Source organism: Pseudomonas linyingensis, assembly GCF_900109175.1.
GTDB classification, from domain to species: domain Bacteria; phylum Pseudomonadota; class Gammaproteobacteria; order Pseudomonadales; family Pseudomonadaceae; genus Geopseudomonas; species Geopseudomonas linyingensis.
Window position 1 is genome coordinate 184,014 of record NZ_FNZE01000008.1, and the last position, 24,729, is coordinate 208,742.

Here is a 24,729-nt window from a genome sequence, read left to right on the forward strand (position 1 = left end):
ATGCCTGCCCTGAGCAAGAACGATCTGACCCTGCTGCAGCTACGTGGCATCGAAGTCGAGAGCGGGCCCTCGGGAACGCGCTACGTCTTCTCGCTGACCGGGCTCTTCTGGCTGTTCAACCATCTGCGCGAGAAGCCCGCGAGGAGCCGCAAGCAGCGCCTCTCCATCCGCCTGCTCAAGGAGCTGGTCAGCGCCTCCATCAGGCCCGAGTGGCGCCAACTCCGGGTCAAGGCCATGGCGCTGCCGGTCTACTCCGAGAACCACTACCAGCTGGCGATCTACCTGAACGGCAGCCCGCCGCTGATGCTGCACATCCTCGACCTGCGCCGTGAGATCGAGTCGCAGGTCCCTTTCCTCGAACACTCGAGCTTCCTCGCCCCCGCCGAGGACACGGAAGTGGTGTGGAAAATCAGCGAAGAAGAGCGCAAACAGCTGGTTGCCGGCAAGTACCTGGCGTTTGGCGAAGTGGATCAGCCGTCGGTTCCGGGGTGAGGGCAGAGGCGGAACATCGATTCGAGCAGATGGCAGGGTGGTGTAGGGTGGGCAACTCGCGCAGCGATTGCCCACCTTCTGTCTCGGTAGGCGAGGCTGTGCTGTTGTCTAGCCTATGCGCTGTGGGCGCGTGACCAGAGGCTGATACGGCATGCTCGATACCTGTGAGGTATCGGATCAGAAGAAACAAAGTATTAGCTGGTATCGCTCCCTCTCCCTATCCTCACTCCCAAGGCCCAGCCCCTACGACCTCCACCCCGGTCGCCCTGGCTGGCCACCCCCAGAACAACAACGCGGAGTGACCATGCGCAAGATTGAGAACTTCATCGCCGGCGAGTACGTCGCCGCTGCCAGCGGCAAGCGTTTCGACAAGCGCTCGCCGCTCGATAACCGCGTGATCGCCTCCATTGCCGAGGCCGGGCGTGCCGAGGTGGATGCGGCGGTCAAGGCCGCGCGTGGCGCGCTGCACGGCGAGTGGGGCGGGCTGAGCACCGACCAGCGCGTCGAGCTGCTGTACGGCGTGGCCAACGAGATCACCCGTCGCTTCGACGACTTCGTCGAGGCCGAGATGGCCGACACTGGCCAGCCTTCGCACGTGATGAAGCACGTGTTCATCCCGCGTGGCGCGGCCAACTTCAAGGTGTTCGCCGACGTGATCAAGAACGTCGCCAGCGAATCCTTCCAGATGGCCACCCCGGACGGTCGCGGTGCCCTCAACTATTCCATGCGCGTGCCCAAGGGCGTGGTCGGCGTGATCTGCCCGTGGAACGCGCCGTTCATGCTGATGACCTGGAAGGTCGGCCCGGCGCTGGCCTGCGGCAACACCGTTATCGTCAAGCCGTCCGAGGAGTCGCCGCAGACCGCTGCGCTGCTCGGCGAGGTGATGAACGCCGTGGGCATCCCGAAGGGCGTGTACAACGTGGTGCACGGCTTCGGTCCGGATTCGGCCGGCGAGTTCATCACCCAGCATCCGGGCGTCAACGCCATCACCTTCACCGGTGAGACCCGCACCGGCGCGGCGATCATGAAAGCCGCCTCGGAAGGCATGCGCGACGTGTCCTTCGAGCTGGGGGGCAAGAACGCCGGCATCGTCTTCGCCGACGCCGATTTCGACGCGGCGGTGGACGGCATCTTCCGCTCCGCCTTCCTCAACTCCGGCCAGGTGTGCCTGGGCACCGAGCGCGTCTACGTCGAGCGGCCGATCTTCGAGCGCTTTGTGCAGGCGCTGAAGGTCAAGGCCGAGGGCGTCAAGTTCGGTCGCCCGGACGATCACAACGCCAACTACGGCCCGCTGATCAGCCAGGAGCATCGCGACAAGGTGCTGTCCTACTACCGCAAGGCGGTGGAAGAGGGCGCCACCGTGGTAACCGGCGGCGGCGTCCCGGAGATGCCGGGCGAGCTGGCCGAGGGTTCCTGGGTGCAGCCGACCATCTGGACCGGCCTGGCCGACGACTCGGCGGTGGTCACCGAGGAAATCTTCGGCCCGTGCTGCCACATCCGTCCGTTCGACAGCGAGAACGAAGTGGTCGCGCTGGCCAACGACAACGTCTACGGCCTGTCCACCACCATCTGGACCAACGACCTGGCCCGCGCCCACCGCATGGCGGCGCGCGTCGAGGTGGGCATCACCTGGATCAACAGCTGGTTCCTGCGCGACCTGCGCACCGCCTTCGGCGGCGCCAAGCAGTCGGGCATCGGTCGCGAAGGCGGGGTGCACTCGCTGGAGTTCTACACCGAGACGCGCAACGTCTGCGTGAAGCTGTAAGCCGCACCGCGGGTCTGTAGGGGCGAATTTATTCGTCAATGAGCATGAAGGCGAATGAATTCGCCCCTACAGGTCGGCCCTGCGCAGACATCCGAATGAATTCGCCCCTACGGGACAGAGACATGGACAACAACAAGATCGAGCAATACGGCGACGAGCTGTATGAAGCTTTCGTCGCCCGCCGTGCGGTGCCGCCGCTGCTGAGCCGCGAGCCGGACATCACCATCGAGGACGCCTACCGCATCCAGCAGCGCTTCGTCGCGCGCCGCCTTGAGGCCGGCGAGACGGTGGTCGGCAAGAAGATCGGCGCCACCAGCAAGCCGGTGCAGGATTTCCTCGGCGTGTACCAGCCGGACTTCGGCATCCTCACCTCGGGCATGGTCTACCAGGAGGGCGACACCATCGACCTCGGCGACCTGATCCAGCCCAAGGCCGAGGCGGAGCTGGCCTTCGTGCTCAAGCACGACCTCAAGGGCCCGGGCATCACCGCGATGGACGTGATCCGCGCCACCGACTACGTGCTGCCGTGCTTCGAGATCGTCGACTCGCGCATCACCAACTGGCAGATCAAGATCCAGGACACCGTGGCCGACAACGCCTCCTGCGGCGTGTACGTGCTGGGCAAGACCAAGGGCGACCCGCGCAAGCTGGACCTGACCCTGGCCGGCATGGTGCTGGAAAAGAACGGCGAGATCTTCTCCACCGGCGTCGGTGCCGCGGTGCAGGGTTCGCCGGCCAACGCGGTGGCCTGGCTGGCCAACACCCTCGGCGAGCTGGGCATCCCCTTCAAGGCCGGCGAGGTGATCCTCTCCGGCTCGCAGTCGGCGCTGGTGCCGGTGGTCGATGGCGACGAACTGGTGTGCACGGTCGGCGGTCTCGGCAGTTGCCGGGTGAAATTCTCCGGGAGGAGCGCAGCATGAGTAGCAACCTGACCCTGTCCCGCGAGGACATCGTGCGCCTGTGCGAGCGCGTCGAAGGCGCACAGACCCGCGCCTACGCGATCCCCAAGCTCACCGACGAATACCCGGACATGACCATCGCCGACGGATACGCCGTGCAGAGCGAGCTGCGTCGCCGCTTCATCGCCAAGGGCCACAAGCTGGTCGGCTGGAAGGCCGGTCTGACCTCCAAGGCCAAGATGCAGCAGATGGGCGTCAGCGTGCCGTCCATCGGCTTCCTCACCGACCGCATGGCGCGCCCGGAGAACTCGGCAATCTCCACCTCCGACCTGGTGCACCCGCGCGTCGAGTGCGAAGTGGCCTTCGTCATGAAGGAAACCCTGCAAGGCCCGGGTTGCACCGCGGCCGACGTGCTGGCGGCCACCGACTACGTGTTGCCGGCGGTGGAAATCATCGATTCGCGCTTCTCCGGCTTCAAGTTCGACCTGGCCAGCGTGATCGCCGACAACGGCTCCTCGGCGCGCTTCGTCGGCGGCGGCCGCCCGCGCTACGTCGAGGACCTCGACCTGCGCACCCTCGGCGTGGTCATGGAGAAGAACGGCGAGCTGGTCGGCATGGCCGCCAGCGCCGCGGTGCTTGGCCATCCGGCCGAGGCGGTGGCGATGCTGGTGAACATCCTCGCCGAGCTGGGCGAGAACCTGCCGGCCGGCAGCTTCGTGATGAGCGGCGGGATCACCGAGGCCGTGCCGGTCAAGCCGGGCGACAGCGTGGTCGCGCGCTTCCAGGAGCTCGGCTCCGTTTCCATGCGCTTCGTCGAATAACAACAATCAGGAATACAGCCATGCCCATCATTGAAATGCACATGATCGAAGGCCGCACCGTGGAGCAGAAGCAGCGCGTCGCCGCCGCCGTTACCGCCGCGGTCGCCGAGAGCCTGGATTGCAGCCCGGAAACCGTGCGCATCCTGATCACCGAACACCGCCAGCACGAGTTCTACGTCGCCGGGCTGAGCAAGCCGCAGCGCGCCGCACTGCAGGAGCAGGGACAATGAAGAAGATCCGTTGCGCACTGATTGGCTCGGGCAACATCGGCACCGACCTGATCTACAAGATCCAGCGCAGTGAAGTGCTGGAGCCGGTGTGGATGGTCGGCATCGACCCCGAGTCCGAAGGTCTGGCGCGCGCCCGCGAGATGGGCCTGAAGACCACCGCCGAAGGCGTGGACGGCCTGCTGCCGCACGTGCTGGAAGACAACATCCAGATCGCCTTCGACGCCACCAGCGCCTACGTGCACGCCGAGAACAGCCGCAAGCTCAACGCGCTGGGCGTGCTGATGATCGACCTGACCCCGGCGGCCATCGGCCCGCTGTGCGTGCCGCCGGTGAACCTGCGCCAGCACGCCGACAAGCTGGAGATGAACGTCAACATGATCTCCTGCGCCGGCCAGGCGACTATCCCGGTCGTGCACGCGGTGTCGCGCATCCAGAGCGTCGGCTACGCCGAGATCGTCGCCAGTCTGGCGTCCAAGTCGATCGGCCCGGGCACCCGCGCCAACCTCGACGAGTTCACCTACACCACCTCCAACGCCATCGAGAAGGTCGGCGGGGCGCGCAAGGGCAAGGCGCTGGCGATCATCAACCCGGCCGAGCCGCCGATGATCATGCGCAACACCATCTCCTGCCTGACCGACGACGAGCCGGACCAGGAGCGCATCACCGCCTCGATCCTCGAGATGATCGGCGAGGTGCAGAAGTACGTGCCGGGCTACCGCCTGGTCAACGGCCCGCTGTTCGACGGCAACAAGGTGGCGGTGTTCATGGAAGTGGCCGGTCTCGGCGACTACCTGCCGACCTATGCCGGCAACCTCGACATCATGACCGCGGCGGCCACCCGTACCGCCGAGATGTTCGCCGAGGAAATCCTCAAAGGAACCATCCAGCTGCCAGCCCCGGAGGTCGCGTGATGAGCGAGTCCAACAGTCTCAAAGGCCGCAAGGTCATCCTCCACGACATGTGCCTGCGTGACGGCATGCACGCCAAGCGCGAGCAGATCAGCATCGAGCAGATGGTCAAGGTCGCCACCGCCCTCGACGCCTCCGGCGTGCCCTACATCCAGGTCACCCACGGCGCGGGCCTGGGCGGCAACTCGCTGCAGCACGGCTTCGCCCCGCACAGCAACGAGGAGTACATCAGCGCGGTCGCCGCGCAGATGAAGCAGGCCAAGGTCTCGGTGCTGCTGATTCCGGGCCTGGGCACCATGAAGGAACTGCAGTCGGCCTATGACTGCGGCGCGCGCAGCGTGCACGTGGCCACCCACTGCACCGAGGCGGACACCTCGCCGCAGCACATCGCCTTCGCCCGCAAGCTGGGCATGGACACCTCGGGCTTCCTGATGATGGCCCACCTCAACGACCCGGCCGGCATCGCCAAGCAGGGCAAGCTGATGGAGTCCTACGGCGCGCAGACCGTGTACGTCACCGACTCGGCCGGCTACATGCTGCCCGAGGACGTCAAGGCGCGCATCGGCGCCCTGCGTGAAGTGCTCAACCCGGAAACCGAGATCGGCTTCCACGGCCACCACAACCTGGGCATGGGCATCGCCAACTCCATCGCCGCCATCGAAGCCGGCGCCAGCCGCATCGACGGCTCGGCGGCGGGTCTCGGCGCCGGCGCCGGCAACACTCCGTTGGAAGTGTTCGCCGCGGTGTGCGAGCGCATGGGCATCGAGACCGGCGTCGACCTGTTCAAGCTGATGGACGTGGCCGAAGACATCATCGTGCCGATGATGGAGCACGTGGTGCGTGTCGACCGCGAGTCGCTGACCCTCGGCTACGCCGGCGTCTACTCGACCTTCCTGCTGCACTCCAAGCGCGCTTCCGAGCGCTTCGGCGTGCCGGCGCGCGACATCCTGGTCGAGCTGGGCCGCAAGAAGATGATCGGCGGCCAGGAGGACATGATCCTCGATACGGCGATGACCATGGCCAAGGAACGCGGGCTGCTGAAGAGCGCCTGATGAGCACGCCGGACGGGGCAACCCATCCGGCGTTTCCGTTTATGGAGGTGACCATGAGTGCGAACCAGGAACTGGCCGTGGTGGTGGGTGCCACCGGCGCCTTCGGCCAGGCGATAGTCGCCAAGCTGTGCGCCGCAGGCCTGGACGTGGTGGCGGTGGCGCGCAGCGCGGAGAGCATCGACGCGCTGGCCAGCCGGCAGCCCGGCGTGATTGCCTGCGTGGCCGACATCGCCAGCGACGAGTCCATCGCCGCGATTGCCGCCGCCGTCGACCGCCCGGTGCGCATGATCGTGCACGGGCCGGGCGTGGCGGTGGCCGGCGGGGTGCTCGACGCGCCAACCAGCGCTCTGGTCGATGCGGTGAATATCAAGGTCGGTGGCCTGCTGCGCCTGGTGCGCGCGGTGGATTCCCGGCTGGTCAAGGGCTCGCGGCTGGTCGCCATCGGCGGCCACTACGGCTTCGAGCCGACCGCCTACGCCGCGGCGGCCGGAGTGGCCAACGCCGCGCTGGCCAACGCCAGCCGCCAGCTCAGCCTGGCCTATGGCCCGCGTGGGGTCACCGCGCACCTGATCGCCCCCGGCCCGGCCGATACCGAGCGTCTGCACCGCGTTGCCGCCGACCGGGCCGCGCTGCGCGGGATTACCACTGATGCCGTGCTGGCCGAGATGTGTGCCGAATCGTCCATCGGCGCCCTCACCACCCCGGAGCAGGTGGCCTGGGCGGTATCGCTGCTGCTGGCGCCGGAAGCCGATGCGATGACCGGATCGACCTTGATGCTGGATTCGGGAAGGCGGCGCGGCTTACCTTGATCGATAGCTCCAACGTAGTCACGCGCACATAAAAATAACTGGAGATGCGCCATGCCTGTCGTGAACTTCCACCTGCTGGCGGGGCATAGCTCCGCGGAGCAGGACGAACGCCTGCTCAAGGAAGCCTCCCGGCTCTATGCCGAGGTGCTCAAGGCACCCATGGAGCGGGTGCGGGCTCTCATCACTACCTATCCCGCCAGCCAATTCGCCGTCGCCGGCGCGCCGTGCAGCGCCAACGGTCTGCACGCTCCCTTCTTCGAGTTCATCGTCCTTGAGGGCCGCTCGCTGGAGGATCGCCAGCAGCTGCACCAGGGCTTCACCGAGCTGCTGGTGGAGGTGCTCGACGTGAGCCGCGAGCTGGTGCGCGGTATGTGCCGTCGCGTGGCGCCGGAGGACTGGTCCATCGGCGGTGCGCCGGCCAGCGTGCTGCGCGCCGGGGAAGTGGCAGCGCGCGCCCGTGCTGTAGCCGGGGAGGGCGCCGCATGAAGCACGAGATCCATATCGAGGATACCGGCGAGCGCTACGCCTGCGACGAGCAGGAGACCGTGCTCAACGGCATGGCCAAGCTCGGCCGCAAGGGCATTCCGGTCGGCTGCCGCGGCGGCGGTTGCGGGGTGTGCAAGGTGCAGGTCACCAGCGGCACCTACCAGACCACCCGTACCATGAGCCGCCAGCATGTCAGCCGCGACGAGGAGGAGCACGGCACCGTGCTGGCCTGCTGCATCCAGGCGCAGAGCAGCCTGAGCCTCAAGGTGGTCGGCAAGCTGCACAAGGCGGTGTGCCGGGGGCTGATGCCGCTGGCGCCGACACAGGCGCCGGGGAATCACCTGACCCTGTAGGGGTGAATTCATTCGCCGTTACGGGGTACTTTGGCGAATGAATTCGCCCCTTCAGGATCAAGGAGAGAAGCACCCATGAAGGTACTGATCGTCCACGCCCACCACGAACCGCGCTCGTTCAACAGCGCGCTCAAGGACTGCGCCGTCGAGCAACTCAGCGCTGCGGGCCACGAGGTGCAGGTCTCCGACCTCCATGCGATGGAGTGGAACCCGGTGGCCAGCGCCGCCGACTTCGGCTGCCGGGCCAATCCGGACTATCTGGTCTACGCCCTGGAACAGCGTCACAACTACGAGGCCGGCACCCTGGCGCCGGACATCGCCGCCGAGATCGCCAAGGTGCAGTGGTGCGACCTCTTGATCCTCAACTTCCCGCTGTACTGGTTCTCGATGCCGGCGGTCCTCAAGGGCTGGATCGACCGGGTGATGATTTCCGGGGTGTTCTACGGCGGCAAGCGCATCTACGACCGCGGCGGCATGCGCGGCAAGCGCGCGCTGGTGACCCTGACCCTCGGCGGGCGCGAGCACATGTTCGGTCCCGAGGCGATCCACGGCGAGATCCACACCCTGCTGCGCCCGCTGCTGCAGGGCAGCCTAGCCTACTGCGGCTTCGAGGTGCTGCCGCCGTTCATCGGCTACCACGTGCCCTATGTCAGCGCCGAGGCGCGGGGGCAGATCCTTGCCGACTACGGCCAGCACCTGCAGGGCCTCGACGACCTGCAGCCGCTGGTGTTCCCGAGCATGAACGACTTCGACGACAAGCTGATGCCGCTGCAGCGCTAAGGGCGCCTCACCCTGCTGGCCCCGGTTGGGGCCAGACCTGACCGGGCCGACCTCAGTCGTGCTGCACGCCGGCGCGCTTGAGCAGCTGCTTGCAGCGCTCGGACAGGTGCAGCACGCGCAGGTGCTTGCCGGCCTTGGCGTAGCGCTCGCGCAGGGTCTTCAGCGCGGCGATGGCCGAGTAGTCGACGAAGCTCAGGTGGCGACAGTCGAGAGTCACCTGGTCAGGGTCGCCCGCCGGGTCGAACTGGTTGAGGAAGGGCGTGCTGGAGGCGAAGAACAGCGTGCCGTGCAGGCGGTAGAGCTTGCTGCCGTCGGCCTCCAGATGACTGTCGGCATACAGCTCGCGGGCCTGCTGCCAGGCGAAGTTCAGCGCGGCGATGACGATCCCGCACAGCACGGCGGTGGCCAGGTCGGTGAACACGGTGATGATGGTCACCGCGAAGATCACCAGCGCATCGTGCAGCGGCACCTTGCCAAGCACCCGCAGCGAGGCCCAGGCGAAGGTCTGCTGGGCCACCACGAACATCACCCCGACCAGCGCGGCGAGCGGGATGCGCTCGATCAGCGGCGAGAGGAACAGCACGAACAGCAGGATCATCACCCCGGCAACCACGCCGGAGAGCCGGCCGCGGCCGCCGGAGCTGAGGTTGATCATGGTCTGGCCGATCATCGCGCAACCGCCCATGCCGCCGAACACACCGGACACCATGTTGGCCGCGCCGAGGGTCACGCACTCGCGATCCGGGTAGCCACGGCTCTCGGTGATCTCGTCGGTGAGGTTCAGCGTCAGCAGGGTTTCCAGCAGGCCGACCAGGGCCATCAGGATTGCGTAGGGGGCGATGATGCCCAGGGTTTCCAGGTTCCAGGGGATGTCCGGCAGGGCCAGGGTCGGCAGGCCGCCGGCGATTTTCGCCATGTCGCCCAGGGTGTGGGTCGGCAGGTCGAGCAGGTAGACCGCCAGACCGACGCCAAGGATCGCCACCAGCGCCGGCGGCACGGCGCGGGTCAGGCGCGGCAGCAGGTAGACGATAGCCATGGTAACCGCCACCAGCCCCAGCATCAGGTAGAGCGGCGTCCCGCTCAGCCAGGCCTCGCCGTGCTTGAAGTGCTCCTGCTGGGACAGAGCGATGACGATCGCCAGGCCGTTGACGAAGCCGAGCATCACCGGGTGCGGCACCATGCGGATCAGCTTGCCGAGGCGCAGCAGGCCGAAGGCGATCATCAGCAGGCCGCCCAGCAGCACGGTGGCGAGCAGGTACTGGGCGCCGTGCTGCACCACCAGCGCGACAATCACCACGGCCATCGAGCCGGCGGCGCCGGACACCATGCCCGGCCGCCCGCCGAACAGCGCGGTCAGGGTGCAGATGATGAAGGCGCCGTAGAGGCCCATCAGCGGATTGAGCTGGGCGACCAGGGCGAAGGCGATGCACTCGGGCACCAGGGCGAAGGAGGTGGTGAGTCCGGCCAGGACATCGGCGCGCAGACGGTTTGCTTTCATGGCTTACCTTGAAGACACAGACCGGCATAGCCGGCCGCAGCGAGTGGCGGAAAAAGGGCTGGGGATGTTACGGAACTGGAGGCGGTCCGGCCAGTGCGCACTCTACTTCGATTCCGCCCGCGGACTGAAAGGGCCAGCCAGGAAGTCCTGACCGGCCCTTTTGCTTCCTGGATGGCTCGTCGATTCACAAGGAAACGGCAGTTGCCTTGTTTTCCTGCTCCGCTGCCTCTGTCGGTGCGAGGCGAAACCACAATGCATACAGCGCCGGTACGAACAGCAGGGTGATCGCCGTGCCGACCGCTACGCCACCGATCAGCACGTAGGCCAGCGGCCCCCAGAAGCTGTCCTGGGTGAGCGGCACGAAAGCGAACACCGCGGCCAGGGCGGTCAGCAGCACCGGGCGGGCGCGCTGCACCGCCGCTTCCACCACGCCCTCGAACGCCGGCATGCCGGCCTTGAAGTTGTCGGCCACCTGCTGGGTGAGGATCAGGGTGTTGCGCATCAGGATGCCGGCCAGACCGGTCAGGCCGAGCAGGGCGACGAAGCCGAACGGCTGGTCGAACAGCAGCAGCGCGAGCACCGCGCCGATCAGGCCCAACGGGGCGGTGGCCAGCACGATGAAGGTGCCGGAGAAGGAGCGCATCTGCAGCATGATGAGGATCAGCATGAAGGCCACCATCGCCGGCTGCAGCTTCTGGATCGAGGCATCGGCCTTGCCCGACTCCTCGACCGCGCCGGCGGTGTCGATGCGGTAGCCTGCGGGCAGCTGGGCGCGCACGTCGCCGAGCGCCTGCCATACGGCGGCGGTCACGTCGTTGGGCTGGGCGCCCCGGACGTCGCCCTGCACGGTCAGGAACGGCTCGCGGTTGTAGCGCTTGATCACCGGGTCCTCGAAGCGCACCTCGACCTCGCCCAGCTGGCTGAACGGCAGCTTGTGGCCGTCGCGAGTCAGCACTTCCAGTTCGTCGAGACTGTCGGCGTCGAGCCGGCGGCCGTCGCTGCTGCCGCGGGCGATCACCTCGACGCTGCGGATGTCCTGGCGCAGCTGGGTGACTGGCACGCCGTCGAGCTGGAACTGCAGTTGCTGCGCCACCTCCTGCGGGGTAAGCCCCAGCAGGCGCAGGCGCTCCTCGTCCATGGCCAGATGCTGCACCGGGGTGCGCTCGTCCCATTCCAGGTGCGGGTCGACCACATGCTCATCGGCGGCCATCACCGCGCGGACCCGATGGGCGATATCGCGCAGCACCAGCGGATCGGGGCCGATGACGCGGAAGGCGACCGGCCAGATCACCGGCGGGCCGAACAGCAGCTGGTACACCCGCACCCGCGCCTCGGGGAATTCGCCCTGATCGATGTGCTGCTGCAGGGTGGCCATGACCTTGTCCCGCGCCGCGGGATCCTGCGCCACGGCAACGATCTTGGCGAAGGCGGGCGAGGGCGGCTCGGGGTTGGCGCCGAGGAAGAAGCGCGGCGCCCCGGCGCCGACGTAGGCGGACAGGCTGCGTACCTCAGGCAGCGGGGCGAGAATGGCCTCGAGCTTCCTGACCGTAGCATCCGTGGCGCCGACGCTGCTGCCCTGTGGAAGGTAGACGGCGACCAGCACTTCCGGGCGGTCCGAACTGGGGAAGAACTGCTTCTGCACCAGCAGGGCCATGCCGGCGATGGACAGCGCCAGTAACGCCACGGTCGCGCCGACCACCGTCTTGCGCCGGGTCACGCACCAGGTCACGACGCTGCGCAGGCGCCGGTACAGCGGGGTTTGGTAGGCCCCGGCGTGGCCGTGGCCGGTTGCCTTGGGAAAGTCCGGCAGCATCCTGACGCCCAGCCAGGGTGCGAACACCACGGCGACCAGCCAGGACACCAGCAGCGCGATGGCCAGCACCCAGAAGATGTTGCCGGCGTACTCGCCGACCCCCGAGCGGGCGAAGCCGATGGGAAAGAAGCCCGCCACCGTCACCAGGGTGCCGTAGAGCATGGGCGCGGCGGTGACCGTCCAGGCATGGGCGGCGGCGCGCACGCGGTCCCAGCCTTCTTCCATCTTCACCAGCATCATTTCCACCGCGATGATGGCGTCGTCGACCAGCAGCCCCAGGGCGATGATCAGCGCGCCCAGGGTGATGCGGTCGAGGTCGATGCCCATCAGCATCATCACCAGGAAGGTGATGCCCAGGGTCAGCGGTACGGCGATGCCGACGATCAAGCCGGCGCGCAGGCCGATGGCCAGCATGCTGACCGCCACCACCACGACCACCGCTATCAGGAACTTGACCTGGAACAGGTTGACCGCCCCGCTGATGGCGTCGGCCTGGTTGGTCAGCACGTCCAGCGCCATGCCCAGCGGCAGGCGCTGGCGCTCGGCGTCGAGGAAGGCGGCGAGCCGCTCGCCCAGTTCCAGGCCGTTTTCGCCCTTGGCCATGACCACGCCGAGCAGCAGCGCATCCTGCCCGCGCGAGCGCACCAGGTAGCTGGGCGGGTCCTCGTAGCCGCGGCGGATGGTGGCGATGTCGGCGAGCTTGAGCACTCGCTCGCCGATGCGCACCGGCACCGCGGCCAGCTGCTCGGGATCGGACAGGTCGGCGTCCAGGCGCAGATGCAGGCGCGGGCCGTCGGTCTCCATGCGTCCCGCCGGCAGCAGGCGGTTGCTGGCGTCGATGGCGTCGAACACCGCCTGCGGGGCAATCCCCAGGTTGATCAGCCGCGCATTGTCGAACTCGAGATACACGCGCTCGGTGCGCTCGCCCAGCAGCATGGCCTTGTGCACGCCGGCGACGCGCTGCAGGCGGTCGCGGATCGCCTCTGCGTCGCGGGTCAGTTCGCGCATCGGCAGGCCCGGGGCGGTGACGGCGATCAGGCTGAAGTACACGTCGGAGAAGTCGTCGTTGACGATCGGGCCGATCACCCCGGGCGGCAGGTTGCCGGCCTCTTCCTGCATGCGCTTGCGCACCTGGTAGAACAGGTCGGGGACCCTGGCCTGCGGCGAGTAGTCGTGGAACTCGATCTGCAGGTTGGCCTGCCCCGGGCGGATGGTGGTGTCGATCCGGTAGAGGTACTCCACCTCCTGGATGCGCTTCTCCAGGCGGTCGACCACCTGGCTCTGCAACTCCTCGGGCGTGGCGCCGGGCCACACTGCGGTGACCACCATGGCCCGCACGGTGAAGGAGGGGTCTTCCGCCCGACCGAGGGCAAGGAAGGCATAGATGCCGGAGAGCACGGCGAGGATCAGCAGGAACAGCGTCAACGAGCGCTCGCGCACGGCCAGCGCCGAGAGGTTGGGGAAGCTCATTGGCCGAGTTCCCTCACCTGCATGTTCTCGTCGAGCAGATGGGCGCCCAGCGCCACCACCCGGTCACCGGCCGTCAGCGGGCCGCGGATGCGCGCGGTTTCGCCATCCAGCGCCAGCACGCTGACGGCGACGGGCACGACGCGTCCCTCGCGCAGCCGCCAGACCCGCGGGCCCTGGCCTCGCTCGTCGAGGGCGCCGATGGGCACCGCGAAGTCGCTGGCGTTGGCATCCTGGGCAGCGAAGCGGGTGCGTAGCACCGCGCCGAGCACCAGGGCGTGCGACGGATCAAGAACCGTATAGCGGGCGCGCCGGGTGCGCCCCTGCGGATCGACGGCGCCGGCCGTTTCGCGCAGGCGCAGCGGCAGGTTTGCCCCGTCGTCGGCAACCACCTCGCCGTGTTCGGGCGGTGTCACGTCCTCGGGGAAGTACACCTCGATTTCGCGCTCCGCGGCCTGGGCGAGCAGGGCCACGGCCTGGCCGGCGGCGACCACCTGGCCGGCCTCGCCGGTCACGTCGATCAGCACCCCGGCGACCGGTGCCTGCAGGCGGCCGTAGCCGAGGGCATTGCGTGCCTGGACCAGGCGCGCCGTGGCGGCGTCGCGGCGGGTCTGGGCTTCGCGGCGGGCGAGTTCGGCACGCTCCAGGGCCTGGGCGCTGACGAAGTTCTGCGTTTCCAGCTGGCGATGACGGGCCAGGTCGGACTCGGCGGTGGCGAGCGCCGCGTTGGCGGCGGCCAGGTCCGCTGCGGCCGCGCCGACCGACTGCGCCAGATCGCGGGTATCCAGCTCGAACAGCACCTGGCCGGCGCGCACGGCCTGCCCGGCATCCACCGCGCGCCGGGCAATGCGCCCGCCCACCTGGAAGGCCAGCGGCGACTCGACCCGCGCGCGCACCGTGCCGGACAGTCCGAGCGTGGTACCCGCGCCTGTGCGCACGGTCACGGTCTTGACGAACGGCGGCAGGGCGGCAGTCGCAGCGGGCTCGGGGGTATCATTACAGGCTGTGAGAAATAGCACGTATACAGCGAGCAACAGCGGCGAGACACGCATGTGAATTCCGTTTCAAGGATTAATGTACGCGAATGTACAGTAATCGTTTTTACCCATCCAGCACCCTAAACAGGCCCTTAGCCATGTCAGCAAAAGCAGGACGGCCCATCGACCACCAGAAGGATCTGGACATCCTCCATGTCGCCCGGCAACTGGTATTTGCCGAGGGGCCGCAGGCCCTGACCATGGACAAGGTGGCCACCCTCGCCGGCATCTCCAAGGTGACCCTGTATGCCCGCTATGCCAACCGCTACGAGTTGCTGCGCGCGGTGGTGAGCAGTGAGGCGTTCGGTATCCACAAGTCGCTCGGACGCATTCCCGTAAACCGCGAGGAGCTGTGCGCCGATCTATGTGATCTGATCGAAGCGATCACCGCCTTCATTGGCAGCGACCGGCACCAGTGCCTGATGCAGGCCCTGGGCTCGATACCGCAACAGGCCCAGGATCTCAGCGAGGTGTACCGCAACGGCCCGGAACGCACCCATCGGGTCCTCGCCGAGTATCTGCAGGAGGCGGCGCAGCGCGGACTGATCCGCTGTCCCGAGCCGGTGGAAAGTGCGGAGATGCTGATGGGCATGGTGACCGGGCTCGACCTGCTGCGCGGACTCTACCGCGTGCCGCTCGAAGGGCGCTCCGAGGAGGTACGCCGGCAGCATGCGCTGCGGATCATGACGGCCTTCATGGCAATTCATGCCTGACGCGAGCAGGTGATGGTCAGTCCGTTCGACCGCACGCTACTGCTTCGCCCACACGCAGAGCGACCAAATGGAACCGCTTGACAGCGGTTCTGTGCAGTTCCTAGGATGTGAATCGGCGCCGATTTAAAACAGCAACTTGCGGGGCGCCAGTTCGGTGACGCTGCGTGACCGGATCAGAAATTCCGCTAAAGCGCTGGTCCGGTGCCGCCTCCCACCGTCGCCAGTCAAGCCTGGCGAGGTGGAGAGTCCCGATGAATAGCCCACAACCTCTGATACGTCTGGCGCCGATCACTACCGGTCTCGTATGCCGCAATCCACGCGTCCTGCTCGCGGGTCAGCATCAGCCGACCCTGCTGCGCTACCTCGATGGCTGGCCGAAACGCTGGTCCTCCCCACGCACCTTCCTGATCCAGTTCGCCCGCAGCGAAGCTGAAGATCTGCAGCGCTTCGCACCCGATCACTTCGACTTCGCGGTGATTCACGCACCCTGCGCGGAACAACTCGAATCGACCATCAGTGCCTTGGTGCGCGTGGCGCGCCAGGGGCTGATCACGCGCCGCCAGGGCTAGCTGTTCTCCCTGCCAGCGCTCACCCGCAGGGCTCCACAGAGCCAGACAATAGCTTGGGCGAATGCGGAGCCATCCAGTGGTTGACCGGTCGTCCGCAACCACTTGAGCATGGGCACTTACCTGCGAGTTGGCGGTCACTTCAAGCATCGAGGGATGCGCGGAGACACTGGGCAGGAGGGGCCGCTGGCGCTGCGACCCAGCGCGTTGCCGGGGATCCTGTCCTGGTTTCTGCGCTTCCTGGGCTGCTGGAACTCGAGAACATTGCCAGCGGTGTTCTACTCGCCAATGGGGGCCGCTATCCGGCCAGCAAGGTCGTGGTGGCAGCCGGCACTGGATCGCGCCGGCTGTTCGAACAACTGGCTGTCGACATTCCGCTGATCGGGATTGCCGGCCACCAGACATTGCTACCCGATCCCAGCGTTGAGATTCGCCATTCCGTCATCTACCAGCGGTCATGGTCAGTCGATTTTTCGCCAGCGGCTGCTAACCTTCAAGAGTTGTTCCTCTCGTTGGCTGGGACCGTTGCGGCGGTGTAGCCGGCAATGTGGAGGCTGCCCATGTCTCGTCCGATCGTTCGGGGGCCTGCCGATGCGGCCAGTGCCTCGCTCGGCGATAACTCAGCGAGTGCCCAGCTCGAATACTGGCTGGGCGAGCGCTGGTGGGCGTGCGCGCTGTTTCTCGATGTCGACGGCACCCTTCTGGATATCGCCGAGTCCCCCGAGGCGGTTCGCGTGCCGGGTGAACTGCGCGGCGCACTGCACATCCTTCATGAGCGTCTGGGCGGAGCGCTGGCCCTGATCAGCGGCCGAACACTGGACAATCTCGACCGCCTGTTCGCCCCCTTGCACCTGCCTGCCAGCGGTGGCCACGGCGCCCAATGGCGCGCGCGCGCCGACGAGTCGCAGCACGTTGCAACCGTTGCGCGTCTAGCCGCCCCGGTCCGCGAGCGTTTGCATGCTCTCGCCCGAGCCCATGCCGGCGTTCTGCTCGAGGACAAGGGCAGCAGCATCGCCTTGCACTACCGTGCGGCGCCGGACGCCGGCCCGCTGCTGGCGCCCGCCCTGCATGGCTTGCTGAGCGAGCCGCAGGCCGCGGGGCTGCGCCTGCTGCCCGGCAAGATGGTATTCGAGCTGCTTGCCCACGGCAGCGACAAGGCCCAGGCGATCAGGCGCCTGCTGGAGAAACCACCCTTCGCCGGCCGGCGTCCGCTGTTCATCGGTGACGATGTGACCGACGAGCCTGCCTTGGCGATGATGGCCGATCTGGACGGCCTGGCGCTGTCGGTCGGTCGCCGGCTTCCCGGCGCGAGCGCTGCCTTCGCCGATCCGGCAGCGGTGCGGGCCGCCCTGATCAGAGCCGCAGGAGGGATACCCCGATGAATGTCCCCCGTCACCACGGTGCCCTGGAACTCGGCCTCATCGGCAATTGCCACGTGGCCGCCCTGGTGAACACGCTGGGGCAGCTGGTGTGGTGGTGCTATCCGAACTTCGATGGCGATCCGGCCTTTTCGCGCCTGCTCGCCGGCGACGAGGAGAAGGGCTTCAGCGACTGCCTGCTGGACGGAATGAGCAGCAGCCATTCGGAGTACGTGCGCAACACGGCGATCATCTGCACCACCCTTGAAGACGCAGCCGGCAACGCCGTACGCATCACCGACTTCGCGCCACGCTTCACCCAATACGGTCGTCAGTTCCGGCCGGCGCAGTTGTGCCGCCTCATCGAGCCGCTGCGCGGCTTGCCGCGCGTGACGTTGCGCATTCGTCCCACCCATCACTACGGCAAGCCGTGCACGGCCTTTTCCGGATCCAATCACATCCTTTATGTGGGCGGCGAAAATACCATCCGTCTCACCACCGATGCGCCGCTGTCCTACATCCAGCGCGAGACGCCGTTTGTCCTGCGTCGCCCGATCAGCATGGTGATCGGCCTCGACGAGCCGCTGGACAATGCTCCGGGGGAAGTCGTCAAGACGTTCCTGAAGCACACCTTCACCTACTGGTACGAATGGGTGCGCGCCCTGGCGATCCCCTTCGAATGGCAGGAGGTGGTGATCCGCGCCGCCATCACCCTCAAGCTCTGCAGCTTCGAGGAGACCGGCGCGGTCATCGCGGCGGTCACCACCTCGATCCCCGAGGCGCCCGATTCGGGACGCAACTGGGATTATCGCTATTGCTGGTTGCGCGACGCCTATTTCGTGATCATGGCGCTCAACCGCCTCGGCGCGACCAAGACGATGGAGCGTTACGTCGACTTCATCGCTACCGTGGCCTCCGGGAATGCCGACCTCAAACCCCTGTACGGCATCGTTCCCGATCTGGACCTGACCGAGCGGATCGAGCCGGACCTGGCGGGTTTTCTCGGTCACGGGCCGGTGCGGGTCGGCAACCAGGCCGTCGAGCAGATACAGCACGACGTATTCGGCTCCGTGGTGCTGGCCGTGGCGCAGAGCTTCGTCGACCAGCGTCTGCCCAATCCGGGCGATGAAGGCATGCTGCGCATCCTCGAGCCGTTGGTCGCGCGGGCGGCCCGGCTGGCCTTCGAACCCGATGCCGGCATTTGGGAGTATCGCGGCCGGCAGCGCGTGCATACCCATTCGGCGCTGTTGTGCTGGGCCGCCTGTGATCGGGTCGGACATATTTCCGAGCGGCTGGGCCTGGCGCAAACGGCCGATCACTGGCGCAAGGAGGCGAAACGCCTGCGTGAAGTCATCCTGCGCGATGCCTGGAGCGACAGCCGCCAGACCTTTACCGGGACTTTCGGTCACGACGCCCTCGACGCCAGCGTGTTGCTGATGAGCGAACTCGGCCTGATCAACGCCAAAGACCCGCGCTTCGTCGCCACAGTGGAGTGCATCGGACGCGAACTCAACGTCAATGGCCATCTGCTGCGCTACGCCACGGCCGACGATTTCGGCCTGCCGGAAACCGCGTTCATGGTGGTGAAGTTCTGGTATCTGGACGCCCTGGCGGCCATCGGCCGCCGCGAAGAGGCCCGAGAGCTCTATTGCGAGCTGATCGGCGCACGCAATACATACGGATTGCTGTCCGAGGATATCCACCCACAAACCGGGGAGATGTGGGGCAATATTCCGCAAACCTATTCGATGGCCGGGTTGATAAACAGTGCAATGCGCCTGTCCATGAGCTGGGAGGAAGGGCTATGTCGCGACTCGTGGTGATTTCCAACCGGGTGGCGGTTCCCGACGAGCAAGGATGCCCGGCGCCGGGGGGCCTTGCCGTGGCGGTGCATGCCACCATGCAGGAGCGCGAGGGCCTCTGGTTTGGCTGGAGCGGGCAGGTGTCCGATGAGCCGCCACCACCCACGACCATCGATGGTGGGCACTTGAAGTACGTCCTGACCGACGTGCGCACGCGCGACTTCGATGAGTACTACAACGGCTTCGCCAACCGGGTGCTGTGGCCGATCCTGCACTACCGGGTCGATCTGGCGGAGTTCAGCGAGGCCGATTTCGGTGGTTACCAGCGGGTCAACGAGTTCTTTGCCGAGCGCCTGGGTCCGTTCCTCGCAGCGGACGACATTCTCTGGGTGCACGACTACCACCTGATCCCCCTGGCGCAGGCCTTGCGTACTCAGGGGCACAACAACCGCATCGGTTTCTTCCTGCATATCCCCATGCCGCCGCCCGACCTGCTGACCACGCTGCCCCACCATCTGGAGCTGGTCGGCGCACTCGCCGACTACGACCTGATCGGTTTCCAGACCGACAACGATGCCGGCAACTTCGCCCGCTATCTGACCCGCGTCGTCGGCGCGGCAACCCCCGACGGCCGCAACTACCAACTGGGCCAGCGCCGCTTTCGTGTCGGCGTGTTCCCGGTGGGGATCGACACCGATGGGTTCCGGCGCCTGGCAGAGGCTTCGATGCACAGCCCTGCTGCCGAGGAGTTCAGGGAAAGTCTTGTCGGTCGCGCGCTGATCGTCGGCGTCGACCGCCTCGACTATTCAAAGGGCATCGTCAACCGCCTGGATGGCTTCGAGCGCCTGCTCGAGAAATACCCGGAGTGGCACGGACGCATCACATACCTGCAGATTTCCCCCTGCAGTCGCCAGGAAATTCCCGAATACATCGATATCGACGCCGCGGTCAGCGCCAAGGTAGGACACATCAACGGCCGCTTCGGGGCCGTGTCCTGGTCGCCGGTGCGTTACGTGAGCCGCAACCACCAGCGTGAGGACATCGCCATGGTCATGCGCGTGGCGCGCATCGGCCTGGTAACGCCGCTGCGCGACGGCATGAACCTGGTGGCCAAGGAGTTCGTCGCCGCCCAGGATCCGGAGGACCCCGGTGTGCTGATCCTCTCGCAGTTCGCTGGCGCTGCCGCCGAACTGGATGCGGCACTGCTGATCAACCCGCACGACCGGGACGCGGTGGCCGACGCGATCCACACCGCGTTGCAAATGCCGCTGGAGGAGCGGCGCAGCCGATTTCAGGAGATGTATGCGGTGCTGGAATCCAACGACATCCGCTATTGGGGACAGCGCTTCGTCGACGCCCTGACTCGACCGGGACGCGGACCTACCTGGTAGGCGAGCCGGGGCGTCTGTCCGGGCCACCAAGGCTTGCGGATCGATGCGCCCCGGCGCGCCGAGAGGAACACCTCAGGCGATGCTCTCGACGATGCCGCCCTCGACGCGCAGGGCCGCGCCGGTGGTGGCGCTGGCCTGGGGGGAGGCGGCGTAGACGCACATGCTGGCCACTTCCTCGGGGTTGGCGAAGCGGCGCAGCAGCGTCGAGGGGCGGTTTTCCTTGAGGAACAGTGCTTCCATCTCCTCGAGGGTTACGCCGCGCTCGCGGGCCATCTCGCCGATGAAGGCGTTGACGCCCTCGGTGCGGGTCGGCCCCGGTAGGATGGTGTTGACGGTCACGCCGCTGCCGGCGAGCACCTTGGCCAGCCCGCGCGAAAGCCCCTGCAACGCCGCCTTGCTGACGCCGTAGTGGACCATCTCGCTCGGGATGTTCAGCGCCGATTCGCTGGAAATGAACTGGATCCGCCCCCAGCCGCGAGCCTGCATGCCCTGGGCATAGTGGCGCGACAGGCGCACGCCGCTCATCACGTTGACCTGGAAGATCTCCTCCCAGTCGGCGTCGCCAATCGCGAAGAAGTCCTTGGCGCCGTAGATCCCCAGATTGTTGACCAGGATGTCGGCCGCAGGCTCGGCGGCGATCAGCGTCTTGCAACCTGCAGCGCTGCCAAGGTCGGCGACCACGCCACGGGCCAGAGCGCCGGCCTTGGTGGGGCGCAGGGCAGCCAATGCCGTATCGACACGGCTCTGCTCGCGGCCGCAGACGACCACGCTGGCGCCGGCGTTGGCGAGTCCCTGAGCGATGGCCAGGCCGATGCCACCGGTGGAGCCGGTGACGATGGCGGTCTTGCCGGAAAGATCGATGATCATTAACGAACTCCTGTAGTTTCAGACAGATGAGCGGCGGAAAGGTCGACTTCCATTGCGTCTGCGGATACTACCTTGCCTGCGTGCGTTGCTCGACCACCTGCGCCTGCATCCGCCGGGCTTGCCCAGCACCGAGCAGGATCAGCGTCTGCTGCAGGTGGCGTCCCGGACTGAAGCGGAGCAGGTGAGGCTTGCGGCCATCTGGCCGACATCGCAAAAACTGACGCAAATCAAAACCACACCTAATCCCGCAGGAAATATCCGGGATTAGTCATGAAATGAAAAACCACTGTCGCCGATTGCAAAGTCGACATCGGGGCACACTCATAAATTCTCCTCACGGCCGCCGCGGCACGCCTGCCTTCCCGGCAGTTGGCGCGGCTGGCGCAATGCCCGGCCGAACGACCTTCGCCCCTGAGGAGAACAACAAGATGCGCGTAGAACCACTCACCTGCAGTATCGGCGCCGAGCTGATCGGCGTGAACCTCGCCGATGCCGTCCACGACGACGGTCTGTTCAACGAGATCAAGGGACTGCTGCTGCAGAACAAGGTGCTGTTCCTGCGCGATCAGGACATTTCGCGTCCGGATCACGTGGCCTTCGCCCGCCGCTTCGGCGAGCTGGAGGACCACCCGATGGCGCCGACCCATCCGCAGGCGCCGGGCCTGGTGCAGATCTACAAACGCCCCGACCAGCCGATCGACCGCTACGAGAACGCCTGGCACACCGACGGCACCTGGCGCGAGACCCCCGCCATGGGTTGCGTGCTGCGCTGCGTGGAGTGCCCGCCGGTCGGTGGCGACACCATGTGGGCCAACATGGCGCTGGCCTACGAGAAGCTGCCGATGGAGGTCAAGGAGCAGATCGAGGGCCTGCGCGCCAACCACAGCTTCGAGTCGTCCTTCGCTGCCGCCATGCCGCTCGACAAGCGCCTGGCGATGAAGGCCCAGTACCCGGACGCCGAGCACCCGGTGGTGCGCATTCACCCGGAAACCGGCGAGAAGATCCTCTTCGTCAATGCCTTCACCACCCACTTCACCAACTACCACACCCGGGAGCGCGTGCGCTTCGGCCAGGACGCCAACCCCGGCGCCAGCGACCTGCTGCGCTACCTGGTGAGCCAGGCGTTCATTCCGGAGTACCAGGTGCGCTGGCGCTGGAAGCCGAACAGCATCGCCATCTGGGACAACCGCAGCACCCAGCACTACGCCGTCATGGACTACCCGGCCTGCCATCGCAAGATGGAGCGCGCGGCCATCGTCGGCGACAAGCCTTTCTGATCCTCCCGAAAAACAAGCACAACACCGCTAATCCGAGGAAAACGCCATGAACTTCATCGATGGTTCGCTGTTTGTCGAAAACATGCAGAAACTGGTCATCACCGCCGCGCCCTACGGTCCGGAATGGCAGCCGTCCGACTTCCCGGAAGACATCCCGGTATCGCTCGAGGCGCAGATCCAGAAGGCCGTCGACTGCTACAACGCCGGTGCCACCGTGCTCCACGTGCATGGTCGCGAAGCCGATGGCAAGGGCTCCAAGCGTCTGTCCTTCACCAATGAACTGATCGCCGGCATCCGCGAAGCCTGCCCGGACATGATCCTGCAGGTCGGTGGCTCGATCTCCTTCGCCCCGGAAACCGAAGGCGACGTCGCCAAGTGGCTGAGCGACGACACCCGCCACATGCTGGCCGAGATCAAGCCGACCCCGGACCAGGTGACCATCGCCATCAACACCAACCAGATGAACGTGGTCGAGCAGATGTGCGCCGCCGACGTCAGGGGTACCTCGCTGGATGTCGGCACCCCCGGCTACGAGGCCTACCGCGAGATGACCATCCCGGCCGGCCCGGCCTGGGTTGAGGAGCACATCAAGCGCCTCAGCGACAACAAGATCCAGACCCACTTCCAACTGGCCAACATCGCCCAGCTGGAAACCGTCGAGCGCATGATGCGCCGCGGTGTGTGCAACGTGCCGCTGATCCTTACCTGGGTGGCCATCGGCGGTGGCTTCGAGGCGCCGAACATCTACAACCTGGCCAACTTCGTGCGTGCCTGCCCGGACGGCTCGGTGCTGACCCTGGAAACCTCCATGCTCAACACCCTGCCGCTGAACATGATGGCCATGGCCCTGGGCCTGCACGTGCGCTGCGGCATCGAGGACAACATCTGGACCCAGGACCGCTCGCGCAAGATGTCCACCGTCGAGCAGATCGAGCAGCTGGTGCGCATCTCCCGCGAGTTCGGCCGTGGGGTGGCCAACGGCAAGGAGGCGCGCGAGATCTACCGGATCGGCACCTTCTACAAGGACGCCGACGAGACCCTGGCCAAGAACGGCTTCGCGCCCAACCGCAAGCCGGGTCAAGTGGGCTTCACCCAGCACGCCTGATTCCCTGAGCAGCCAGCGCTGAGACTGGCTGCGCCTTGCCGGTGTGCCCGGCAGGACCTGCATGGTGGTGCAGGCCTGTCGCGCGCACCGGCTTTTTTTTTACATGAAGCACGCGCAGGTGCAGGAATCCCCGACGGCTGTCATGAAATGAATAATCACTGTCGCCTGATGAGAAGCGCAGTCCGGGGCAACTCCCTAAATTCCCTAGTACACGAGCGACATTGCTCAACAAGAATGCATTTGGGAGACAAGCATGGCCAAAGCCGTACGCTTCTATGAAACCGGTGGTCCCGAGGTCCTGCGCTACGAGGACGTCGAGGTCGGCGAACCCGGTCCCGGTCAGGTCCGTCTGCGCCATGTGGCGGTCGGCCTGAACTATGCCGACACCTATTTCCGCAACGGCACCTACCCGATCCCGCTGCCCAACGGCATGGGCGTGGAAGCCTCCGGCGTGGTGGAGGCGGTGGGCGAGGGCGTCACCAACGTGGCGGTGGGCGATCGTGTCACCTACACCGGCTTCCTCAACACCCTCGGCGCCTACTCGACCGAGCGTCTGATCCCGGCCGAGCCGCTGATCAAGCTGCCGGAGACCATCTCCTTCGAGACCGCCGCGGCCATGACCATGCGCGGCCTGACCTCGTCGTACCTGATGCGCCGCATCTATGACTTCAAGGCCGGCGACACCATCCTGCTGCACGCCGCCGCCGGCGGCGTCGGCCTGATCGTATCGCAGTGGGCCAAGCTGCTCGGCCTGACCGTGATCGGTACCGTGTCCACCGAGGCCAAGGCCGAAGTGGCCCGCGCCCACGGTTGCGACCACACCATCAACTACAGCCATGAAGACGTCGCCAAGCGCGTGCGCGAGCTGACCGATGGGGTCGGCGTCAACGTGGTGTTCGACAGCGTCGGCAAGAACACCTTCATGGCCTCGCTTGACTCGCTCAAGCGTCGCGGCCTGCTGGTCTGCGTCGGCACCGCCTCCGGCCCGATCCCGGCCTTCGACCCGGTGCTGCTGGCGATGAAGGGCTCGCTGTACCTGACCCGCCCGGCGCTGGCCGACTACATCGCCGACCCGGCCGAGAAGGCCGCCCTGGCCGGCGAGCTGTTCGACCACGTCGGTAGCGGCCGCATCAAGATCGAGATCAACCAGCACTACGCCCTGCAGGACGCCGTGGAAGCCCACCGCGACCTGGAGTCGCGCAAGACCACCGGCTCGTCGATCTTCGTCATCTGAGGAGGC

Annotated in this window: 23 protein-coding genes; 19 read left to right on the plus strand and 4 right to left on the minus strand. The window is 66.6% G+C overall.

What is annotated here, in order from left to right:
- The 11 genes from BMZ19_RS11855 (at position 1) to BMZ19_RS11905 (ending at position 8,595) form a co-directional block, all read left to right on the plus strand.
- On the plus strand, positions 1 to 492 hold the full coding sequence (locus BMZ19_RS11855) for a hypothetical protein (protein ID WP_090311146.1): 492 nt from the start codon (positions 1 to 3) through the stop codon (positions 490 to 492).
- Between the two features lie 304 nt (positions 493 to 796).
- Complete coding sequence (locus tag BMZ19_RS11860; RefSeq protein WP_090311148.1) at positions 797 to 2,257, plus strand: 2-hydroxymuconic semialdehyde dehydrogenase; 1,461 nt, start codon at positions 797 to 799, stop codon at positions 2,255 to 2,257.
- Positions 2,258 to 2,379: 122 nt separating this feature from the next.
- Positions 2,380 to 3,177 carry a 2-oxopent-4-enoate hydratase gene (gene dmpE, locus BMZ19_RS11865; protein ID WP_090311150.1) on the plus strand — a complete coding sequence of 266 codons (798 nt, stop codon included), beginning with the start codon at positions 2,380 to 2,382 and terminating at the stop codon, positions 3,175 to 3,177.
- Complete coding sequence (gene dmpH / locus BMZ19_RS11870) at positions 3,174 to 3,977, plus strand: 2-oxo-3-hexenedioate decarboxylase (protein WP_090311152.1); 804 nt, start codon at positions 3,174 to 3,176, stop codon at positions 3,975 to 3,977. Before dmpE ends, dmpH begins: the two co-directional genes overlap by 4 nt.
- Before the next feature lie 20 nt (positions 3,978 to 3,997).
- Positions 3,998 to 4,207, plus strand: coding sequence for a tautomerase family protein (locus BMZ19_RS11875; RefSeq protein ID WP_090311154.1), 210 nt, complete (start codon positions 3,998 to 4,000; stop codon positions 4,205 to 4,207).
- The gene (locus tag BMZ19_RS11880) at positions 4,204 to 5,118 is read left to right on the plus strand and encodes an acetaldehyde dehydrogenase (acetylating) (protein WP_090311156.1); all 915 of its coding nucleotides are present in this window, start codon (positions 4,204 to 4,206) and stop codon (positions 5,116 to 5,118) included. Before BMZ19_RS11875 ends, BMZ19_RS11880 begins: the two co-directional genes overlap by 4 nt.
- Positions 5,115 to 6,167 carry a 4-hydroxy-2-oxovalerate aldolase gene (gene dmpG, locus BMZ19_RS11885; RefSeq protein WP_170847750.1) on the plus strand — a complete coding sequence of 351 codons (1,053 nt, stop codon included), beginning with the start codon at positions 5,115 to 5,117 and terminating at the stop codon, positions 6,165 to 6,167. The genes BMZ19_RS11880 and dmpG overlap by 4 nt, the downstream gene beginning before the upstream one ends.
- A gap of 53 nt (positions 6,168 to 6,220) precedes the next feature.
- Entirely contained in the window at positions 6,221 to 6,976 is a 756-nt protein-coding gene (locus BMZ19_RS11890) for an SDR family NAD(P)-dependent oxidoreductase (RefSeq protein ID WP_090311159.1), read from the plus strand.
- Positions 6,977 to 7,027: 51 nt separating this feature from the next.
- Positions 7,028 to 7,462: a tautomerase family protein gene (locus tag BMZ19_RS11895; protein ID WP_090311161.1), complete on the plus strand. Its 435-nt coding sequence runs from the start codon at positions 7,028 to 7,030 to the stop codon at positions 7,460 to 7,462.
- Positions 7,459 to 7,815 carry a 2Fe-2S iron-sulfur cluster binding domain-containing protein gene (locus tag BMZ19_RS11900; protein WP_090311162.1) on the plus strand — a complete coding sequence of 119 codons (357 nt, stop codon included), beginning with the start codon at positions 7,459 to 7,461 and terminating at the stop codon, positions 7,813 to 7,815. The genes BMZ19_RS11895 and BMZ19_RS11900 overlap by 4 nt, the downstream gene beginning before the upstream one ends.
- 75 nt (positions 7,816 to 7,890) lie before the next feature.
- Positions 7,891 to 8,595 carry an NAD(P)H-dependent oxidoreductase gene (locus tag BMZ19_RS11905; protein ID WP_090311164.1) on the plus strand — a complete coding sequence of 235 codons (705 nt, stop codon included), beginning with the start codon at positions 7,891 to 7,893 and terminating at the stop codon, positions 8,593 to 8,595.
- A gap of 52 nt (positions 8,596 to 8,647) precedes the next feature.
- Here the strand turns inward: BMZ19_RS11905 and BMZ19_RS11910 are convergent, their stop codons facing one another.
- The 3 genes from BMZ19_RS11910 to BMZ19_RS11920 form a co-directional block, all read right to left on the minus strand.
- Positions 8,648 to 10,093 carry a SulP family inorganic anion transporter gene (locus BMZ19_RS11910; protein WP_090311165.1) on the minus strand — a complete coding sequence of 482 codons (1,446 nt, stop codon included), beginning with the start codon at positions 10,091 to 10,093 and terminating at the stop codon, positions 8,648 to 8,650.
- 184 nt (positions 10,094 to 10,277) lie between these two features.
- Positions 10,278 to 13,376: an efflux RND transporter permease subunit gene (locus BMZ19_RS11915; protein WP_090311167.1), complete on the minus strand. Its 3,099-nt coding sequence runs from the start codon at positions 13,374 to 13,376 to the stop codon at positions 10,278 to 10,280.
- Complete coding sequence (locus BMZ19_RS11920; protein WP_212633225.1) at positions 13,373 to 14,425, minus strand: efflux RND transporter periplasmic adaptor subunit; 1,053 nt, start codon at positions 14,423 to 14,425, stop codon at positions 13,373 to 13,375. Before BMZ19_RS11920 ends, BMZ19_RS11915 begins: the two co-directional genes overlap by 4 nt.
- Positions 14,426 to 14,508: 83 nt before the next feature.
- Between BMZ19_RS11920 and BMZ19_RS11925 the strand changes: the two genes are divergently transcribed.
- From BMZ19_RS11925 to otsA, 5 genes are all read left to right on the plus strand, one after another.
- Entirely contained in the window at positions 14,509 to 15,123 is a 615-nt protein-coding gene (locus BMZ19_RS11925; RefSeq protein ID WP_170847751.1) for a TetR/AcrR family transcriptional regulator, read from the plus strand.
- A 251-nt stretch (positions 15,124 to 15,374) separates the two neighbouring features.
- On the plus strand, positions 15,375 to 15,692 hold the full coding sequence (locus tag BMZ19_RS11930) for a hypothetical protein (RefSeq protein WP_090311171.1): 318 nt from the start codon (positions 15,375 to 15,377) through the stop codon (positions 15,690 to 15,692).
- 557 nt (positions 15,693 to 16,249) lie between these two features.
- Positions 16,250 to 17,071, plus strand: a complete 822-nt coding sequence (gene otsB / locus BMZ19_RS11940; protein ID WP_090311173.1) for a trehalose-phosphatase — start codon at positions 16,250 to 16,252, stop codon at positions 17,069 to 17,071.
- Positions 17,068 to 18,870 carry a glycoside hydrolase family 15 protein gene (locus BMZ19_RS11945; protein WP_090311175.1) on the plus strand — a complete coding sequence of 601 codons (1,803 nt, stop codon included), beginning with the start codon at positions 17,068 to 17,070 and terminating at the stop codon, positions 18,868 to 18,870. The genes otsB and BMZ19_RS11945 overlap by 4 nt, the downstream gene beginning before the upstream one ends.
- Positions 18,852 to 20,240 (plus strand): alpha,alpha-trehalose-phosphate synthase (UDP-forming), encoded by a 1,389-nt coding sequence (gene otsA, locus BMZ19_RS11950; protein WP_090311177.1) that lies wholly within the window; start codon positions 18,852 to 18,854, stop codon positions 20,238 to 20,240. Before BMZ19_RS11945 ends, otsA begins: the two co-directional genes overlap by 19 nt.
- A gap of 72 nt (positions 20,241 to 20,312) precedes the next feature.
- Here the strand turns inward: otsA and BMZ19_RS11955 are convergent, their stop codons facing one another.
- Positions 20,313 to 21,107: an SDR family NAD(P)-dependent oxidoreductase gene (locus tag BMZ19_RS11955; RefSeq protein WP_090311179.1), complete on the minus strand. Its 795-nt coding sequence runs from the start codon at positions 21,105 to 21,107 to the stop codon at positions 20,313 to 20,315.
- 428 nt (positions 21,108 to 21,535) lie between these two features.
- Between BMZ19_RS11955 and BMZ19_RS11960 the strand changes: the two genes are divergently transcribed.
- The 3 genes from BMZ19_RS11960 (at position 21,536) to BMZ19_RS11970 (ending at position 24,723) form a co-directional block, all read left to right on the plus strand.
- Positions 21,536 to 22,384 carry a TauD/TfdA dioxygenase family protein gene (locus BMZ19_RS11960; RefSeq protein WP_090311180.1) on the plus strand — a complete coding sequence of 283 codons (849 nt, stop codon included), beginning with the start codon at positions 21,536 to 21,538 and terminating at the stop codon, positions 22,382 to 22,384.
- Positions 22,385 to 22,430: 46 nt separating this feature from the next.
- On the plus strand, positions 22,431 to 23,489 hold the full coding sequence (locus BMZ19_RS11965; RefSeq protein WP_090311182.1) for a beta-keto acid cleavage family enzyme: 1,059 nt from the start codon (positions 22,431 to 22,433) through the stop codon (positions 23,487 to 23,489).
- A gap of 253 nt (positions 23,490 to 23,742) precedes the next feature.
- On the plus strand, positions 23,743 to 24,723 hold the full coding sequence (locus tag BMZ19_RS11970) for a quinone oxidoreductase family protein (RefSeq protein ID WP_090311184.1): 981 nt from the start codon (positions 23,743 to 23,745) through the stop codon (positions 24,721 to 24,723).
- Positions 24,724 to 24,729 lie beyond the last annotated feature (6 nt).

Excerpts from the sequence above, each read along its gene's own strand:
- BMZ19_RS11945 (WP_090311175.1), top strand. The coding sequence starts at position 17,068 with ATGAATGTCCCCCGTCACCACGGTGCCCTGGAACTCGGCCTCATCGGC.
- BMZ19_RS11890 (WP_090311159.1), top strand. The coding sequence starts at position 6,221 with ATGAGTGCGAACCAGGAACTGGCCGTGGTGGTGGGTGCCACCGGCGCC.
- otsA (WP_090311177.1), top strand. The coding sequence starts at position 18,852 with ATGTCGCGACTCGTGGTGATTTCCAACCGGGTGGCGGTTCCCGACGAG.
- BMZ19_RS11920 (WP_212633225.1), bottom strand. The coding sequence starts at position 14,425 with ATGCGTGTCTCGCCGCTGTTGCTCGCTGTATACGTGCTATTTCTCACA.
- BMZ19_RS11970 (WP_090311184.1), top strand. The coding sequence starts at position 23,743 with ATGGCCAAAGCCGTACGCTTCTATGAAACCGGTGGTCCCGAGGTCCTG.
- otsB (WP_090311173.1), top strand. The coding sequence starts at position 16,250 with ATGTCTCGTCCGATCGTTCGGGGGCCTGCCGATGCGGCCAGTGCCTCG.
- BMZ19_RS11855 (WP_090311146.1), top strand. The coding sequence starts at position 1 with ATGCCTGCCCTGAGCAAGAACGATCTGACCCTGCTGCAGCTACGTGGC.
- BMZ19_RS11875 (WP_090311154.1), top strand. The coding sequence starts at position 3,998 with ATGCCCATCATTGAAATGCACATGATCGAAGGCCGCACCGTGGAGCAG.
- BMZ19_RS11895 (WP_090311161.1), top strand. The coding sequence starts at position 7,028 with ATGCCTGTCGTGAACTTCCACCTGCTGGCGGGGCATAGCTCCGCGGAG.
- BMZ19_RS11965 (WP_090311182.1), top strand. The coding sequence starts at position 22,431 with ATGAACTTCATCGATGGTTCGCTGTTTGTCGAAAACATGCAGAAACTG.
- BMZ19_RS11910 (WP_090311165.1), bottom strand. The coding sequence starts at position 10,093 with ATGAAAGCAAACCGTCTGCGCGCCGATGTCCTGGCCGGACTCACCACC.
- BMZ19_RS11860 (WP_090311148.1), top strand. The coding sequence starts at position 797 with ATGCGCAAGATTGAGAACTTCATCGCCGGCGAGTACGTCGCCGCTGCC.
- BMZ19_RS11930 (WP_090311171.1), top strand. The coding sequence starts at position 15,375 with ATGAATAGCCCACAACCTCTGATACGTCTGGCGCCGATCACTACCGGT.
- BMZ19_RS11915 (WP_090311167.1), bottom strand. The coding sequence starts at position 13,376 with ATGAGCTTCCCCAACCTCTCGGCGCTGGCCGTGCGCGAGCGCTCGTTG.
- BMZ19_RS11905 (WP_090311164.1), top strand. The coding sequence starts at position 7,891 with ATGAAGGTACTGATCGTCCACGCCCACCACGAACCGCGCTCGTTCAAC.
- BMZ19_RS11880 (WP_090311156.1), top strand. The coding sequence starts at position 4,204 with ATGAAGAAGATCCGTTGCGCACTGATTGGCTCGGGCAACATCGGCACC.
- dmpE (WP_090311150.1), top strand. The coding sequence starts at position 2,380 with ATGGACAACAACAAGATCGAGCAATACGGCGACGAGCTGTATGAAGCT.
- BMZ19_RS11900 (WP_090311162.1), top strand. The coding sequence starts at position 7,459 with ATGAAGCACGAGATCCATATCGAGGATACCGGCGAGCGCTACGCCTGC.
- BMZ19_RS11960 (WP_090311180.1), top strand. The coding sequence starts at position 21,536 with ATGCGCGTAGAACCACTCACCTGCAGTATCGGCGCCGAGCTGATCGGC.
- BMZ19_RS11955 (WP_090311179.1), bottom strand. The coding sequence starts at position 21,107 with ATGATCATCGATCTTTCCGGCAAGACCGCCATCGTCACCGGCTCCACC.
- BMZ19_RS11925 (WP_170847751.1), top strand. The coding sequence starts at position 14,509 with ATGTCAGCAAAAGCAGGACGGCCCATCGACCACCAGAAGGATCTGGAC.
- dmpH (WP_090311152.1), top strand. The coding sequence starts at position 3,174 with ATGAGTAGCAACCTGACCCTGTCCCGCGAGGACATCGTGCGCCTGTGC.